The sequence below is a fragment of the Lentzea sp. NPDC004782 genome (assembly GCF_040609115.1).
Classification (GTDB): domain Bacteria; phylum Actinomycetota; class Actinomycetes; order Mycobacteriales; family Pseudonocardiaceae; genus Lentzea.
The window spans coordinates 1-15,757 of sequence record NZ_JBEXJN010000011.1 but is presented as its reverse complement, the minus strand read 5'-3'; the positions used below and the strand labels follow the sequence as shown (position 1 = coordinate 15,757).

General features: G+C 70.1%; 16 protein-coding genes. 2 read left to right on the top strand and 14 right to left on the bottom strand.

Features of this window, described 5'->3' with window-relative positions; translation table 11 throughout:
- Positions 1-4: 4 nt before the first annotated feature.
- From ABZV40_RS12735 to ABZV40_RS12695, 9 genes are all read right to left on the bottom strand, one after another.
- Positions 5-1,345, bottom strand: a complete 1,341-nt coding sequence (locus ABZV40_RS12735) for a hypothetical protein (protein ID WP_355439245.1) — start codon at positions 1,343-1,345, stop codon at positions 5-7.
- Complete coding sequence (locus tag ABZV40_RS12730) at positions 1,342-2,124, bottom strand: MOSC N-terminal beta barrel domain-containing protein (RefSeq protein ID WP_355439242.1); 783 nt, start codon at positions 2,122-2,124, stop codon at positions 1,342-1,344. Before ABZV40_RS12730 ends, ABZV40_RS12735 begins: the two co-directional genes overlap by 4 nt.
- A complete protein-coding gene (locus tag ABZV40_RS12725) occupies positions 2,124-2,912 on the bottom strand; it encodes a GNAT family N-acetyltransferase (RefSeq protein WP_355439239.1) in 789 nt (262 codons plus the stop codon). Before ABZV40_RS12725 ends, ABZV40_RS12730 begins: the two co-directional genes overlap by 1 nt.
- 129 nt (positions 2,913-3,041) lie before the next feature.
- Positions 3,042-4,070, bottom strand: a complete 1,029-nt coding sequence (locus ABZV40_RS12720; RefSeq protein WP_355439236.1) for an amidinotransferase — start codon at positions 4,068-4,070, stop codon at positions 3,042-3,044.
- Entirely contained in the window at positions 4,067-4,822 is a 756-nt protein-coding gene (locus ABZV40_RS12715) for an SDR family NAD(P)-dependent oxidoreductase (protein WP_355439233.1), read from the bottom strand. The genes ABZV40_RS12720 and ABZV40_RS12715 overlap by 4 nt, the downstream gene beginning before the upstream one ends.
- Positions 4,819-5,517, bottom strand: a complete 699-nt coding sequence (gntA, locus tag ABZV40_RS12710; RefSeq protein WP_355439230.1) for a guanitoxin biosynthesis heme-dependent pre-guanitoxin N-hydroxylase GntA — start codon at positions 5,515-5,517, stop codon at positions 4,819-4,821. The genes ABZV40_RS12715 and gntA overlap by 4 nt, the downstream gene beginning before the upstream one ends.
- Complete coding sequence (locus tag ABZV40_RS12705; RefSeq protein WP_355439227.1) at positions 5,514-6,761, bottom strand: ATP-grasp domain-containing protein; 1,248 nt, start codon at positions 6,759-6,761, stop codon at positions 5,514-5,516. The genes gntA and ABZV40_RS12705 overlap by 4 nt, the downstream gene beginning before the upstream one ends.
- Positions 6,754-8,007: an ATP-grasp domain-containing protein gene (locus tag ABZV40_RS12700; protein ID WP_355439224.1), complete on the bottom strand. Its 1,254-nt coding sequence runs from the start codon at positions 8,005-8,007 to the stop codon at positions 6,754-6,756. Before ABZV40_RS12700 ends, ABZV40_RS12705 begins: the two co-directional genes overlap by 8 nt.
- An 86-nt stretch (positions 8,008-8,093) precedes the next feature.
- Complete coding sequence (locus ABZV40_RS12695) at positions 8,094-8,801, bottom strand: iron-containing redox enzyme family protein (RefSeq protein WP_355439221.1); 708 nt, start codon at positions 8,799-8,801, stop codon at positions 8,094-8,096.
- 602 nt (positions 8,802-9,403) lie between these two features.
- Between ABZV40_RS12695 and ABZV40_RS12690 the strand changes: the two genes are divergently transcribed.
- Both ABZV40_RS12690 and ABZV40_RS12685 read left to right on the top strand, forming a co-directional pair.
- A complete protein-coding gene (locus ABZV40_RS12690; protein WP_355439218.1) occupies positions 9,404-10,717 on the top strand; it encodes an MATE family efflux transporter in 1,314 nt (437 codons plus the stop codon).
- A 39-nt stretch (positions 10,718-10,756) separates the two neighbouring features.
- Positions 10,757-11,308: a hypothetical protein gene (locus tag ABZV40_RS12685; RefSeq protein ID WP_355439215.1), complete on the top strand. Its 552-nt coding sequence runs from the start codon at positions 10,757-10,759 to the stop codon at positions 11,306-11,308.
- Positions 11,309-11,449: 141 nt separating this feature from the next.
- Here ABZV40_RS12685 and ABZV40_RS12680 read toward each other — a convergent pair whose 3' ends face one another.
- The 5 genes from ABZV40_RS12680 to chvE form a co-directional block, all read right to left on the bottom strand.
- Positions 11,450-11,833, bottom strand: a complete 384-nt coding sequence (locus tag ABZV40_RS12680) for a hypothetical protein (protein ID WP_355439212.1) — start codon at positions 11,831-11,833, stop codon at positions 11,450-11,452.
- Positions 11,834-11,844: 11 nt separating this feature from the next.
- Positions 11,845-12,741: a fructosamine kinase family protein gene (locus ABZV40_RS12675; RefSeq protein ID WP_355439209.1), complete on the bottom strand. Its 897-nt coding sequence runs from the start codon at positions 12,739-12,741 to the stop codon at positions 11,845-11,847.
- Positions 12,742-12,814: 73 nt separating this feature from the next.
- Positions 12,815-13,330 (bottom strand): hypothetical protein, encoded by a 516-nt coding sequence (locus ABZV40_RS12670; RefSeq protein WP_355439206.1) that lies wholly within the window; start codon positions 13,328-13,330, stop codon positions 12,815-12,817.
- Complete coding sequence (locus ABZV40_RS12665; protein WP_355439203.1) at positions 13,320-14,096, bottom strand: hypothetical protein; 777 nt, start codon at positions 14,094-14,096, stop codon at positions 13,320-13,322. The genes ABZV40_RS12670 and ABZV40_RS12665 overlap by 11 nt, the downstream gene beginning before the upstream one ends.
- Positions 14,097-14,371: 275 nt before the next feature.
- The gene (gene chvE, locus ABZV40_RS12660) at positions 14,372-15,466 is read right to left on the bottom strand and encodes a multiple monosaccharide ABC transporter substrate-binding protein (protein WP_355439200.1); all 1,095 of its coding nucleotides are present in this window, start codon (positions 15,464-15,466) and stop codon (positions 14,372-14,374) included.
- Between the last annotated feature and the right edge of the window lie 291 nt (positions 15,467-15,757).

Sequence of the window (15,757 nt, the reverse complement as noted above, 5' to 3'; positions counted from 1 at the left end):
AATGTCAGGAAGTCGAGTTGTCGCAGTGGAAAACGCCGGCCGCGAGCACCTCCTTGCCCTGCGCGAGGCCGATGACCGCCGGGCCGTCCTCACGGACCATCCAGCACCGTGCGCCCGCATAGCCGCGAGGTGTGTAGAACGGCCCCCACAACGTCCGCCAGCGCTCCTCCTCCCCCGTCTCCGGGTTGACCACCACGTCGGGCACGGCCGTCACCCGCTCCTGCACGATGGCACCGTTGGCCACGCCGTGCCGCAGCGCGGTCCACCACTGGTCGGGCGTCGCCTCCCAGCCCGCGACCACGCCGATGCCGCCGTACATGGAGTTCGGCTTCAGGATGAGCTCCTCGCGGCGGTTGCGGCACTCCTCGACGAGCCGCTGAACGTCCACAGTGGACCCGCGGTTCAGCGACCTGGTCCACGGCAGCATCCGGTCGATCAGCGCGCGCTCCTCCGCGGTGAACGCGCCACCCCAGCTCGGGTCGGAAAGCAGTGCGAGGCAACCTTTCTCACCGTAGAGGTTGGCCTCCATCGGAGTCCACAGCACCACCCGGCCGTCCTCGTGGGCCTTGGCGATCAGCTCCACCCGCGCGATCTCCTCCGCCTCGTGGCAGACGTCGGCGGCCTCGAACACCCGGTAGACGACGTCCACCGGCACCTGCCCGAGCATGATCCGGCCGTTGCGCTCGGTGATGTCGCGCAGCTCGCCGACGTGGAAGTCGACGCCGAGCTTCTGCATGCCCTGCTGCATCAGCAACCACGTGTCGCCCCACGTCGACAGCGCGCCGCTCGCCTCGACCAGCGCCACGACCGGCTCGGCCACCCCGGAGGCCTCGCGCAGCGCGGCGGCCAGCTCCTGGCCGGTGTCCACGAAGTCCAGCCGGTTGGCCGCCGCGAACGCGGCGAACTCGTCGGCCTCCAGCATCGCGCGGGGCAGGTCGCCCGCGAAGATCCACCCGCCGAGCTCGCTGCCGATGCCGAACTCGAGGATCTTGTAGCCCTGCTCGTCGCGGTGCACGTCGGCCCGTCCGACGAACTGCGGCGGGCGGCCGCCGAACCGGCTCATCAGCGCGGCGCGGCTCGGTTCGACGCCCAGCGCGGCGCAGAACCGGTCCAGGTCCCCGTCGAAGACTCGTTCCGGCAGCGACGTCAGCAGCTCCAGCATCCGGCGCAGGTCGGCGCCGAAGCCGGCGATCTCGGCGGAGTCGACGAACAGCGGCCTGCTCAGCGTGCAGCGGTGGCCGCCGTGCCGCAGCGACGGGTCGCGCTCGACTCGCCGGACGACGCGCGAGAGCCCGCCACCGGGTGCGCGGCACGACTCGTTGTACTTCCTCGTGACCTCGTTCATCGGATCCCCCGTTCTCCTCTGGACACGGCCACGAACCCCGGCTCGGCCTCGGGGGTGGCCACCTGGTCTCCGGTGCACACCACACCGGTGCGCAACACGTTCGCGTAGACGCCGAACGTCTTGTCCGACCGCGTCACCACGGCCCGCAGGAGCTCCCGGTCCTTGGCCAGTCCCCGCTGCGCCATCGAGATCATCACGCAGCGGCGGCACGGCCCGGTCACGTCCAGCAGCACCCGTCCGGCCGCGATCGGGCCCCGCTGCGGCAGCTCGCCCGCGGACAGCACCACGTTCGGGCGGAACCGGCGCACGTCCCACACGCCGTCCGGATGCCACTCACGGCCCTGTGCCAGCAGGTCCTCGCTGAGCACGTGCACCGGCGACTCGTCGACGAACCCCCACTGCGGCAGCTCGAACGAGGCGAGCTTGGCCGACTCCGTGAGGTACTCCTCGACCTGCACGGCCTGCCCGGACGGGCGGCGCAGCTCGACGTCGAGGTGCAGCCAGTCGCTGAGCCGGTCGGCGCTCTCCGGGTCGTCGCTGTGCACCGTGCTGCCGTCGGGCAACGTCAGCTCCACCGCGTCGCCGAGCCGGCGCGCGGTGGCCTCCAGCAGCTCCGGCGACCGGCGCGCGGTGAGCACGCGGCCGCCGGTCCGCGTGGCGATGGCGAACGCCCGGTCGCCCTGCACGCCGTCGGCCGTGAAGCGCAGCCGCTCGACCTGTTCCCCGCCTACGGACTTCACCGGGTACCGCCACAACCCGGTCACCACGACGCCCGCCATCACAGGTCCAGCACCAGGTCGGTCACCGGCCGGGCGATGCACAGCAGCACCTCACCGTTCGGTGGCGTGACTTCGGGCTGCAGGTGGTAGCTCACCGTGCCGCAGGTCAGCTTGGTGCTGCAGGTGCCGCACACCCCGCCCCAGCACAGCGAGTCCACCTCGATGCCGTTCTTCTCCGCGAACGGCAGCAGCGAGTCGATCCGCCCGTCCCAGTCCAGCTCGACCCCGGACGCGGCGAACTTCACCCGCAGGCCGGCCAGCTGCGGCACCACGTCCACACCGTCCTCCCCGCGCACGGTCGGCCGCGTCATGGGCACCGACTCGCGCTCGGGGTCGATCATGGCGATCCGCTCGGCCGGCAGCGCGGAGGCGTCCAGCACGGCGAAACCGTGCCGCGCGAACCAGTCCCTGGTGGTCCTGGTGAACACGAGCGCGTCGGAAAACCCCTCCTCCGCCAGCACGATCAGCATGCTGGCCAGCAGGAACCGGCCGAGGCCGAGGCCCTGCCACCGTTCGCCCACCGCCACGTTGAAGATCTCGGCGAGGCCGCCGAACCGGCGGATGCCCGCGCAACCGGCGATCTCGTGGTCTATCTCCACGACGTGGAAGTCCTCGACGGAGGCGTCGAAGAGCTCGATGTCCCGCTCGATCAGCTGGCCCGCGGCGACGAACGGCTTGGACAGCTCGTGCATCGCCCCCACGTCCGACGAGCGGGCGCGGCGGAACGTCGCGTCGATGATCTCACCTCCCCCTGTGCGGGTGAGGATCACGTCCACTCTTTCCTTCACTGCCGTTCCCCCTAGTCAAAGTTCGCCCCGGTGCGCGCCGTGCCCGGTGCTCGATGAAGGGCTCCTTCATCCACCTCAGGTGGAGCAAGGCGCCCTTCATCGACGGCGAACGCGCGGGCATCAGGAGCTTCAGAGGTAGGACTCGAGCCCGCCGTGGCGCCGCACGTCGAGGCTGCAGCAGTGGAAACCGCCGCCGAAGGTGCGGCCGTGGCGGTACGGCACGGGCACGACCGTGAAGCCCTCCTTCTCCAGCAGCCGCGCGAGACCGGTCTGCCTGTCCGGCACGATCACGGTCTCCTCGTTGACCGACAGGATGTTCATGCCGATCCACGTGGACGCGCGCGCCCAGTCCAGCGCGAAGCCGTCGTCCTCCGGCTCGTCGAACCACAGGGTCTTCCAGCCCTGCAACGGCGCCGGGATGTCGTCGGGGCTGAGCCTGCCCGCGTTGGCCAGCAGCACGCCGGGCTTGAGCAGGTGGATCGTCGTGCCGACGTGGTCGTCGCAGATCGAGATCTCGTGCACCCGGAACTCGGGGCCCAGCACCCGCGCGAGCCAGCGCGCGCCGATGCGGTTCGCGGTGTTGCTGATGTTGACGAACACGTCCCGCCCGCAGCGGATCATGTTGGCGGCGTCGAACAGCGGCTCCAGCTCGTCCAGCACGGCACCCTCGGGCGTGAACCGGTAGGTGCTGTCGGGCAGCTGCGGTTTCGGCGCGGCGAGCCACAGCGCGCCGCTCTCGAAGTACTCGCGCAGCAACGACCGGAACGGGAACGTCTCGGCGTAGCGCGACCGGACCGGCATCGGCGCCTCGATGATCGTCTCGCCGATCACCAGCAGGCAGTCCCTCGGCATCAGCGCGTGCCCGGCTGTGGTCCGCCACTCCAGCAGCGACAGCGGGCGCGAGTGGTCGGCGGGCTCGGGCCTGCGCACCTTGACGCCGAACGACTCCAGCGTCCGGCCCAGCGTCGCCAGGTCCTCGTCGGCCTCTTCGACCGCGCGGGCGAGGTCGGCGGGCGCGGCCGCGTCGACGTGGTCGGGCTCCAGTCCGAAGAAGTGGCGTTGCGAGATGTCCACCGGCGGCACGTGCAGGTTCGCGGCGCTGCCGACGACGATCTCCTCCAACTGCGCGAAGTCGGTGTAGGACCGGACGGCGCTCACGGCGATTCCCTTCTGGTGTTCGAGCGGCTCAGCGACAGCCCGAACGGTTGGTCGACGGACATCAGCTCGACGTAGTTGATGTTGACGTGGGGCGGGGTGTTGCACGCCCACAGCACGGCGTTCGCGACGTCCACAGAGGACAGTGGCTGGATGCCGGTGTACAGCGCGTCGGCGCGTTCGGCGTCGCCCTTGAACCGGACCTGGGCGAACTCGGTGCGCACCATGCCCGGCGCGACGCAGGTCACCCTGATCCCGGTGCCCTGGACGTCGACGCGCAGGTTCGCGGACAGGTGGTGCACGAAGGCCTTGCTCGCCGCGTAGACGTTGCCGCCGAAGTACTCGTGCTCGGCGGCGAGCGAGCCGAGGTTGACGATGTGCCCGCAGCCGGCCGCCAGCATGCCCGGCAGCACCGCCCTGGTGCAGGCGAGCACGCCCGCGATGTTGGTGTCGATCATGGTGCGCCAGTCGCCGGGGTCGCCGTCGGAGAGCGGGCCGAGCCCGAGCGACAGCCCCGCGTTGTTGACCAGGACGTCGACGTCGAGACCGGCGAGCAGTCCGTGCACGGCGTCCTCGTCGCGCACGTCGACCGCCTCGACGCGCAGCTGATCCGTGCCGTGGACGTCGGTCAGCTCGGTCAACCGGTCCGCCCGCCGTGCCACGGCGACGACCCGCCTGCCCTCCTTGAGGAACCCCTCGGCGATCGCCCGGCCGATGCCCGACGACGCCCCGGTCACCACCACCCAGCCGGTCACCGCGCCTCCCCGGACAGGTTGGCCGCGATCCTCGGGTGGAACGGGCAGGTCCAGTCGTCCTCCACCGCGCGGCCGGAGTACTGGGCGGCCTCGGACGCCTCGCCGAAGTCGGCCAGGTTCGGGTTCAGCGAGCCCTGCAGGGCCATCTCCCGCGCCTGCACCTGGGACTGGATCCGGGTGTACGCACCGCGTTCCCGCAGCCGTTCGAACTGCAGGTGCGAGTTGAACACCATCGTCGGGTAGCGGAACCGGCGGGTGGTCCTGGACGCGTTGGCGTGCAGGCCGACGACGAAGAACGCGTGGCCGCCGAGGCTGAACCCGAACCGGGGTGACGCCGGGTCGGAGTCGACCGCCGGGTCCCAGCCGAACCGGGTGGCGTCGAGCTCGTGCAGGTCCTGCAGCTGCTGCCACAGCGCGGTCTCGAACTCCTGCTCGGTGAGCCCGAACGGCCCGGCGAAGCTCGCCGCGAACGTGGCCATCAGCGGGTCGATCTCGTCCTTGTGGGCGACGAAGTCCACGACGGCCTCGTGCAGCTCGCGGGTCGTCGCGGGTGCGCTCATCTCACCGAAGTGCTGGTGCACCACGGTTCCTCTGAGCCACGCGGTCTTGCCGGCGACGCAGGAGAACTCGTCCCCGGTCAGCTTCTCCGCCAGCGCGACGCGTACGGCGCCGGCGTCCTCCCCCCGTTCGGTCATGCCCCAGTCCTCCTCCGGTCCGCGCCCGGCCCCTCGGGCACCACGACCAGCTCGTAGTTCTCGATGATCTCGGTCGCCGCCCGGTGCACGTCCGCGTAACCCCTGCCGCGCAACCGGAACCGGCCACCGATGTGGTAGTAGCCGCCCTTGCCGTCGAAGACGGACCCGACCTCGGGCAGCACCTCCGCGTACACCTCGGGCACCACGCCGGCCATCGAGCTGCGCGAGACCACCCGGCTCGGCAGCGGCCCGCGTTCGGGCACCATCACGAAGCCGCCGCCCGACGGGTCGGCGAACTCCTCGGCCATGGTCAGCGGTGGCAGGTCGAGCGCGGCGCGGAACGCCTCGCCGAACAGGTCGATGCCGAGCACGTCGCGGTGGATGAACCCGATCTCGCCGCCGCCCGGCCGCATGCCGACCTCCAGGAAGACCAGCTCCCCGGTGCCGGTGCGGAACAGTTCCAGGTGGAAAGCGCCGTCCTCCTGACCGAGCGCGTCCAGGCAGTGCCCGGCGAACTCGGCGATCCGGTCCCGTTCGGCGCTCGCGTCGAGCAGCACCGAGCCCAGCGATCGTCCTTCGGTGAAGCCGAGACAGGTGTCGATGTACTCGGACACGCTGACGTAGTGGAACTTCCCGTGCCGCCGGACACCGTCCGCGTGCAGGACCTGTCCCTCGACGTACTCCTCGCACTCGTGGCCGGACGGGTCCACCTCGGCGAGCGCGGCGGCCAGCCCGGCGACGTCGTGGTGCACCGACACACCGCGTGATGCCGCGCCGGCCCGCGGTTTGAGCACCACCGGCAGTCCGAGCCGCGCCACCACGGCCCGCGCGTCGGTGTCCGGGTCGAGCGACAGGTACCTCGGCACCCGCAGGCCCGCCCCGCCGACCAGTTCCTTCATCCGCGGCTTGTCCAGGAACCGGGTGACGTACTCCGGTGTCCAGCCCGGCGTGTCCAGCTCCATCCGCAGCCGGGCCGCGGTGAGCACGTCCCGCTCGGAGATGCCGACCACGCCCGCGAACTCGCCGTGCCGCCGAACCAGGTCCCGGGCGATCGGCAGCACCGTGTCGAGGTCGAGGCTCTCCACGACGACGGTCTGCAGCGCACCGTCCTGGTCGAGCACGGCCAGTCCGGCCGGCAACGTCAGGTACACCAGCTCGCAGTCCAGGCCTTCGGTGAACCGGTGGTACTCGCCGAACTCGTCGTCGAACCTGTTCAGCACCAGGTAGATCGGCCGTTCAGACAAAACGCACCTCTCTCTCGATCGCTCGCCAGCGCTCCAGAGCGGCCGCGTACGAGTCGGCGTGGAAGATCACGTGGCCGAGCCGGGCGCGGAAGTCGTCCGGCCGCGGCAGCGGGTCGCCCGGTCGCACGTACACCTGGAGCTCCAGCACGTCGGGCGAGTCGCGGAGCTCGTCGAGGCCGTGCGCCCCGCTGAACCGCTCCCCGGTCGCCGTGAAGCCGAGCAGCCCGGCGCACTTGACCTTCGGCGTGCCCAGCGCCGCGACCTGGTCCAGGTCGAGCCCGGTGTAGGCGGCGAGCATGACCCGCGGCAGCGACACCCCGGTGACCAGCTCGACCAGGTCGGCGATGTGGCCGCCGGGCAGCCGGGCGCCGATCTCGATCAGGACCGGGCCGTCCGGCCGCAGCCGCAGCTCGCAGTGGAACGGGCCCGTGGTGAGCCGCAGGGCCCGGCACAGTTCGTCCACATAGGACTCGACGTCGGCGCGGACCGCCGGGTCCAGGTCCGCCTGCACGATGTGGCCGACCTCGACGAAGTACGGTTCGGGCCCGAGCAGCTTGGCCGTGACCGAGACGATCACCACCTCGTCGCCGGTCACGTACCCCTCGACGCTGACCTCCGGCCCGGCCACCAGCTCCTCCAGCAGCACCTTCCCGTCCAGTCTGCGACCGAGGTCGGTGCGCGGATCGGACGTCATGAACTCGTAGCGCTGCAACAGCTCCTCGGTGCCGTCCACCCGGCTGACGTGCACGCTGCCCGCCGAGTCGGTCGGCTTCAGCACCGCGGGGAACCCGACCACCTCCGCCGCCGCGAGCAGCTCGGCACGGCTGGTGGCCCGGACGTGGCGCGGCACCCGCAGTCCCGCGGCCTGCGCCCGTTCGCGCATGACCGCCTTGTCCCGCAACGCGAGCACGCTCGCCGCGGGCAGGCCGGGCAGCCCGAGCCGGTCCGCCAGCCGGGCGACGACGTCCACGTAGAACTCGAACCCCGGCAGGATCGCCGTGAACGGACGCCGCGCGTGCAGGTCCACCGCGATCTCGGTCAGCGCGGCCTCGTCGTTGGTGTCCACCTGGACCACCAGTTCGGCGAGGGCGAGATCGTCCGCCGAAATGACCCTGTCGTCGCCGTTGAACGTGGCCACGACAATGTCGAACCCGAGCTCACGCCCCACCCGGACGAGCCCCAGGCCCGCCCCCATGGGCTCGATCACGAGAATTCGGCGGCCCTGACCCGGCTGCACACCAGCCATGAACACTCAACTTTCTGCGCTGTGGGAAAACCAGGCCCGGTGGAGGTGGCTCACCTGGCACGCCGAACCACCTCCGGGCACCTGACTCAGACTGCGGAGAGCTCCTTGTCGGCCACCGTCGTCTTGTACAGCTCGGCGAAGTAGTCGCCGATCAGGTTGACGAAGGTGACCAGGTCGGAATACGCCTGCTCGGCCGTGCCGAACGATTCCACCGCGCGCGAGACCGTGCGGAACATCAGCTCGTCGTGGTCGTGCGACTCGTCGAAGTCCAGGTGCGCCTGCTTGCCGCGGGTGAATTCCTTGCCGAAGACCTCGGTGGCCTTGTTCGTGATGATCTGGTTGTACCGGTCGGAGTACCACTCCACGAACCAGTCCCACACCGTGGTCGGCGCGGGGCCGCGGTCGTCGGCGGCCAGCCGCAGGTAGCCCATGAGCTGCTTGGTGGTCGGGAAGACGTCGTAGGTCTCCAGCTCCTCCGCGGACAGCCCGAACTTCTTCAGGTCGCGGGTGAACATGGTCTCGTGGCCGAACTCCTCCGCCAGGTACTTGGCCAGGTTGGCGGCGAGCGTGTCGTCCTTCGAGCCGACCTTGAACAGCGCGTAGGTGTCCACCTCGTTGTTGAGGCGGATCCGCAGGACCGTCTCGATCACGTGGCGGATGTAGTAATCGCGGTCGATCCACTCGCCCGCGTGGAACTCACGCATCTGCGGAACCCGCTGGAACTGCTCCTCCATGAGGTCCGCAGCCAACTTCTCCAGACGCGTGCGGTCCAGCTTTTCCGTTCCTGCTGACACGAGTTTCTCCTTAGTTTGTGTTCAGTGAACAAGCCCAAGGAGGGAGGTGTGCACACCTCGGAGAGCGCAGCCGGAAACAACCGCAGCGTCCAGCCGAAACCGAATCCCCCGAAGACCCGCGCACGGCGCGGGTGGGTGTGACAACCCCTCCCAGGTCGTCTCAATGCCCCTCGTGATCCGACGATAATGCGGCACACAGGCGGTGCAAAGAGCCAATCCGAGACTCGTGGCCCCTAGCGGAACTGGGCGCGGGGAGGCCCTCTACCACACCCCGCGAGCCATTTGCCAGGAATGGGCCAGGCAATGGTCTGGCCGCCAGAACAGGTGCAGGTGGGGGCGTCAGCGGAAATTCGCTGGAATACGACCCGGGCCTGGTACCGCGGGTGCGGTACCGGACCTGGAGAGGTACTTCGGGAAACCGAAGGCGAGTGGTCGGCCGCCCGCGAGAACGGCACCCTCCCGCGTTGCCCGTGTCGTCCGAGTGGGTGAACGGCTCCAGACGCAACCAGGCCGCACTCCGCCGAGGGCGCCGGCGCGGTGGCCGAGACCTGCCGGCTGCCGCGCACGGCCGACCGACCGAACCCTGCGAGATCATCGATCTCATGACGAGCGATGCCGCCACCGGTCGTTGGCCCGACGTCAGGGAGATCGTCCAGGTCGCCCTGCCGCTGTACCTCTCGATGATCGCGGTGTCGTTGAGCGCGCTGGTCAACACGGCGGCGCTGGGACGCTTCGGCACCGCCGCGCTGGCCGGGTTCGGGCTCACCGCGGCGGTCTGCTTCCCGGCGATGGCCGCGGTTTCCGGTGCCGTGCGCGGCGTGATGCCGTTCATCGCCGCCGAAAAGGCCGACCCGGCCGGCGTGCTGCGCGTCGTGCGCAACGGCACCTGGCTCGCGGTGTGCGCAGGTGTGCCGGGCGCTGCCGCCGTGGCCTGCGTACCACTGCTCGCCGACGCCACGGGCGCCGCCGTCGCGCAGCTCGGCCCGTTCCCCCTGCTGATGGCGGGAGGTGTGCTGATCAACGGGTTCGGCTCGATGGCGACGTCCGGCCTGGTCGCCCTCGGACACAGCAGGGTCGTGCTGCACGCCGGCCTGGCCGGCGCCGCGTGCACCGCGGTGCTGTCCCCCTTGCTGGTCACCGCGGCGGGCCTGGGCCTCAACGGCGCGGGCATCGCGTTGCTCATCTCGAACCTCGTCAGCAGCACCACCGCGCTGCTGGGGCTGCGCCGCCGCCTCGGCGTCCGGCTCACCGGGACGATCGACACCCGAGTCCACTTCGGACAGCTGCTGCGCCTCGCCGAGGTGGGCCTCCCGATGGCCGGCACGGTCCTGGTCAAGTTCGGCGTGCTCGGCGTCCTCGCGTTCGCGGCGGCACGCCTGAGCGAAACCGACATCGCCGTCCACAACATCGCGACCTCGCTGGTGAGCCTGATGTTCACCGCCGCGGTGGCCATCGGGCAGGCGTCCGTGCCGATCGTGAGCATCCGTGCGAGCCGCGGCGACCCGCGCGGCGTGCGACGCGGCATCTCCGCCGGCCTGCTGACGGCGATGACGACCCTGACGGTGATCTGTGCGGTCATCATGGCGTTCCGACCGTTCGTGGTGCCGCTCTTCACCTCCGACCCGGCGGTGGCGAGCGCAGTCACCACCTTGCTGGTACTGGTGGTGCTCGTGGTCCTCGGCGACGGGCTGCAGGCGATCCTCGGCTTCGGCCTCACCGGCCTGAAGCGCTCGACGCCGAGCTTCGTGGTGTTCGCCGCGTGCTACGGCGCACTGGCCCTGGCAGCGGTGCCGATCGCGGAGCACGCGGGCCTGACGGGCCTGTGGGTGGCGCTGGCGGTCACGAACCTGCTCGTGGCGACGGGCCAGGGGCTCGCGTTCCGCAGGGAAAGCGCTCCCAGCGACCGCGTGAACTGACATTCTCGACACACCAAGTCAACCGAAGCAGGAGTTTGAATGCACCGTGACGACCCGTTCTCCGTGCTGCTGATCGGCGGCCGGTCCGGCGTCGGCAAGTCGACCGTCGCCTGGGAGATCTCGGCTCAGCTGCAGGAGGCGCAGGTCTCCCACTGCTACATCGAGGGCGACTTCCTCGACCAGGCCCACCCGGCACCGCGCGACGACCCGAACCGCACGGAGATGACCAGGAGGAACTTGGCGTCGCTCTGGGGGAACTACGCGGCGCTCGGCTACCGGCGGCTCGTCTACACCAACACCGTGAGCGTGCTGGAGCGCGACCTGGTCGTCGACGCGATGGGCGGGAACGTGGACGTGACCGGGGTTCTGCTGACCGCCGCGGACGACATCGCGAACCAGCGGCTGAGCCTGCGTGAAACGGGCAGCCAGTACGAGGCGCACGTGACGCGCAGCGCCACCGCCGCACGCCACCTGGAGACGAACACGCCGGACTGGGTGGTGCGCGTGCCGACCGACGGCAAGGGCGTCGCCGAGGTGGCGAGCGAGATCATCGCCCTGTGGGGCGCCGGAACCTCACCTGCCGGGCAGTGACGTGGATGAAGGGCGCCTTCATCCACACCAGGTGGAGGAAGGCGCCCTTCATCCACCTCCCGCGGCGTCGTCTTCGGGGACGCGACCGCGGCGATCGCGGTCTGGCCGCCGGTGACCAGCGCGACCGTCGTTCCATTCCGGTCATACCTCCTGCGTCCTGTCGCCGGAGCGAACTGATACCAGCCACGCCCACCGCGGCAGCTCGGTCACGACGGAGGCGGCCGCGAGCAGCGAGACGCACGCGGCGATCGCGGGGTGCCAGGCGAACCACGACGACACCACCGCCGCGACCATCTGCAGCACCACCAGCGCAACCGTGACGTGGCCTGGGACGGCGACGATCACCTGCCGCTTGTCCCCCGGCGTGGCGAACACCGTCGGCAGTCCGATCAGGATGATCACCGCGGCGATCGCCAGCGGCCGCGAGACGCTCCACAGCGCCCACGGGGTGGCGATCCACGCGACCAGCTCGGTCAGGAACCTCAGGGCGGAAGCCAGACCCGGGCGGTTGGGAGAAGTCGGCACAGCCGCAGAGGTTAGCCGCCGGCCGACCGCGCTCGGCGGCGGAACGGCCGGAGAACGGCCCGCACCTCCTCCGCCGCGCCCCAGTCGTGGTCGAACTGGGCGATCACGGCCAGGTGCTGACGCAGCTGGATCAACGGCATCCGAGCCCGCCAGCCGTCGTCCAGGCCGGTGAGTTCCGCGTACAGGCCGAAGAACCCCTTCGCCTCCGGCGGGTGCGGAGTGCACCACAGGTGCGCCAGGTCGACCTCGGCCCAGGTGAAGGACACCGCCGGGTCGATCACGGCGGGCAGACCGCCCTCGGTGGCGAGGACGTTGTGCGACCACAGATCACCGTGCGTCAGGCAGGCCGGCCGGGGTGGCAGCAGCTCGGGCAGCCGCTCGCACAACCGTTCCAGCGCCTGCCGGTCACCCTCGTCCAGCGCCGCCCGGACACGTGGCTCCGGCAGCCACCGCAGCAGGCGGCGCCGGGCGAAGAACTCGTACCCGTCCGCGGTCCAGGCGTTCTCCTGCCGGCGACGACCGAGCCAGTTGTCGCGCTCCCAGCCGAACCTGTCGTGCACCGTCGTGGTGTGCAGCCGTGCGAGCGCGTGGGCGAGCTGTTCCCAGAAGACCTCCGTCACCGGCCGTTCCCGCAGGACCGACAGCACCAGCAGGTCCCGGGTCACGAGCACGACCTCGGGCGTGGTGAGCCCGCCGCGCTCCCGCAGCGCCGCGAGTCCTTCCGCCTCGGCGGCGAACACCTCGTCCGCAGGTACGCCGGCGAACGACTTGACGAACAACCCGGGCCCGCCACGACGGGTCGCCACACCGGCGAGCGCCGCGAAGCCGCCCTCGACCGGGTCGACGGCGGTGACATCGCGCAGTCCCGCGGCGTGCAGGCGGTCCAGGAGCAACGAGGAGGTCCGCACGAGAACACAGGCTACTTCGCCGATGCGGCAAGCCACAGCGACCGCACAGCCCCCGGCTGTCCTTTGCAGACGGTCACGTGAGCAGCTCCGCGACGTGCACCACCTCACGGCGAGCCCAGGTGCGATGTCCTCCGCCGTGGAAAACCACGCGCACGCCCAGTTCGAACGTGACCTCGACGACCTGACCGACCGGACCGATCGACCCGTACAGCCGGACGACGTCGCCCGGCGCCAGCTCTTCCGCGTGTTTCGCGCCGATGTTGCGGGCCGAGGACGCGGGCCTCACCCAGGTGATCACAGTCCCCCAGACGGCACTGCACAGCACGGGAACCAGGACCACCAGCACACCGGCGGCCACTGGAAACGTGGTGAGCAGCAAGACCGCACCGACCATCGCCCCCAGCATCCCCAGCAACGCCGCCATGAGCGCCGAGCTCACCGGCTGGTCACCGAACTGCAGCCATCCCGTCGTGCGCACCCAGCCCTCGGCGGTCAGGCCTCGAGGTGGACTGCCGTCCGCGAGGCAGAGCTTCGGGTCGGCGGCGGGGACCTGCTCGCGGAACAGGTCGACGTGGTCCTCAGTGGACACGCCGCCACCTCAACCGGTTCCGGCCGTTGCGCTCGCACACCATCTCGTCACCGCTCGCGGACGTTCGCCGCGCGCCTTCCTCGAAACACGGCCGGCCCAGCAGAACGTCGATCCAGGAACCGTCGCCCGGAGGTGGCGAGCTGGTCGTGACCGGAACCGAGGGCGATGTCGGCACGACCGGATCCGTGGTGGTCGTGGCGGTCGTCGTGGTGGCCGGCACCGGTGAGGAGGAGCTGTTGGAAGTCGTCGCGGCGGTGGCCGACGTCGCCGCGGCGGTGGCGCAGCTGACCGCCCACAGACCTCGGTGTTCCCGGCGAGCCGCGGCGTCGACGACGGCGAGATCACCGCGGGCCGACGGGTCAGCGGGCGCCAACCCGTCGTGCACGACGGTGCGGGCGTAGTCCGTGCCGTCCGGCAGCACCACGTCGACCGTCATCCGGTCACCGTCGAAAACGCCGTCCTTGCGGACCACGAGCCGCACGTTCTTGCCGAGCAGGAGGTTCTGCGCCGCCTCGCGCGACTGCGTCAGCCGGCAGCCGGTGCTGAGCAGCCCCGCGACGTGGGCCCGGAAGAAGAGCCCGGTGGCGGGCTCCACACCGTCGAAGGAGTCCACCTCGGACACCGCTCGCACCACGGCCTCGAAGGAGTCACCGCGGTGCACGGCCGCTTCCGGCCCGGCACTCGGGTGTTCGGGCGGCAGCACCTCGCCGGCGAAGCCGGCCGTCCCGGTGGCGACGACCGCGATGAGGACGCCGGCGGACGTCATCGCCAGTCTCGACCGCTGGTCGGTGCGCCACCAGAAGCGCCGGACAATCCCCGGGCACCTCTTGTGAATGTTCAACTCGGTTGGTCTGGACAATGACGAAACCCGTATCCGCTCGTGACGATCTCCACGTTTCCCCTGGTAGAGGCAGTGTCATCGCCGAAAACAGATAGGTCAACAACCAAAATGGTTCAATCGAATGCTGATGCGTCCTTCACAGAACGCCCTGTGATTGCGTCCGCACGCGTTCGACGTCACCTGGTCGAACATTCGACACGTCAGCGGAGCTGGGCGTCGGTGTAGTACCCGGACTCCACCAGGACCTTGTGGTAGTTGCCCTTGTCCACGCTCACGGGGTTCAGCAGGAAGGCCGGCACGACCTTGACGCCGTTGCTGTAGTCGTTGAGGTTGTTCACCTGCGGCGGCGTCCGGCCCTTCAGCACCGCGTCGGCCATCCTCGCCGTCGCGGTGGCCAGTTCGCGGGTGTCCTTGTAGATCGTCGAGTACTGCTCTCCGGCGAGGATGGACTTCACGGAGGCGAGCTCGGCGTCCTGGCCGGTCACGATCGGGAACGGAGGCCCGTAGCCGTTGTTCTTCAGCGCGGTGAGGATGCCGAGGGAGATCCCGTCGTAGGGCGACAGCACGCCGTTCACCTTGGTACGGCGGTAGGTCGTGGCGAGGAGCTCCTCCATGCGCTTGCGGGCGGTCTCGCCGTCCCACCGCAGGGTCGTCACGGACTGGAAGTCCACCTGACCGCTGCGCACCACCACAGCGCCGCTGTCGATGTACGGCTTGAGCACGGACATGGCGCCGTTGAAGAAGAACGTCGAGTTGTTGTCGTCCGGAGAGCCGGCGAACAGCTCGACGTTGAACGGACCCGCCGCGGCACCGGGCTTGCCGTCGGCGGTGCGCAGCCCCAGCCCGGTCAGCAGCGACTCGGCCTGGTAGATGCCGACCCGGAAGTTCTCGAAGGTCGCGTAGTAGTCGACGTACGGGCTGTTGCGCAGCAGCCGGTCGTAGGCGATCACCGGAATCCTGGCGTCAGCGGCGTGCTGCAGCGGCTGGGTCAGCGCCGAGCCGTCCACCGACGCGATGATCAGCACCTTCGCGCCCTTGGAGATCTGAGCCTCGATCTGCTTCACCTGGACGGGGACGTCGTTCTCCGCGTACTGCAGATCGACCCGGTATCCCTGCGCTTCCAGGTCGTGCTTGATGTTCTCGCCGTCGTGGGTCCAGCGCTCCGACGAGGTCGTCGGCATCGTCACGCCCACTAACGCGCCACCAGCGGAACTCGCCTGTGGCTCAGCCGTGCGCGCACCGCACGCCGCAACCAGCAGCACGACCACGGGCACCACTGATCTCGACAATCTCATGCCTGCTCCAAGAGCGGATCAACACCGATGTTGACGACCGCCGCGGTTCCCGGGGCGGGCCGAAAGCACGGTCTTCTTGTGATCCGCGCCACGAGCGGCTGTGAACGTTAACAAGCGAAGTCACGCTGATCAAGCAGAACTTTTCAGGCCACTTCCTCCAGTGCCGCCGGTGCGGTCAGCACGGCCCGCCCGCGGCGCCGCGGCACGACGACCACCCCGCCGGCCACCGGCCGGTAGGAGCACTTGCGTCGTGGATGAAGGGCGCCTTCATCGACCTCAGGTGGATGAAGG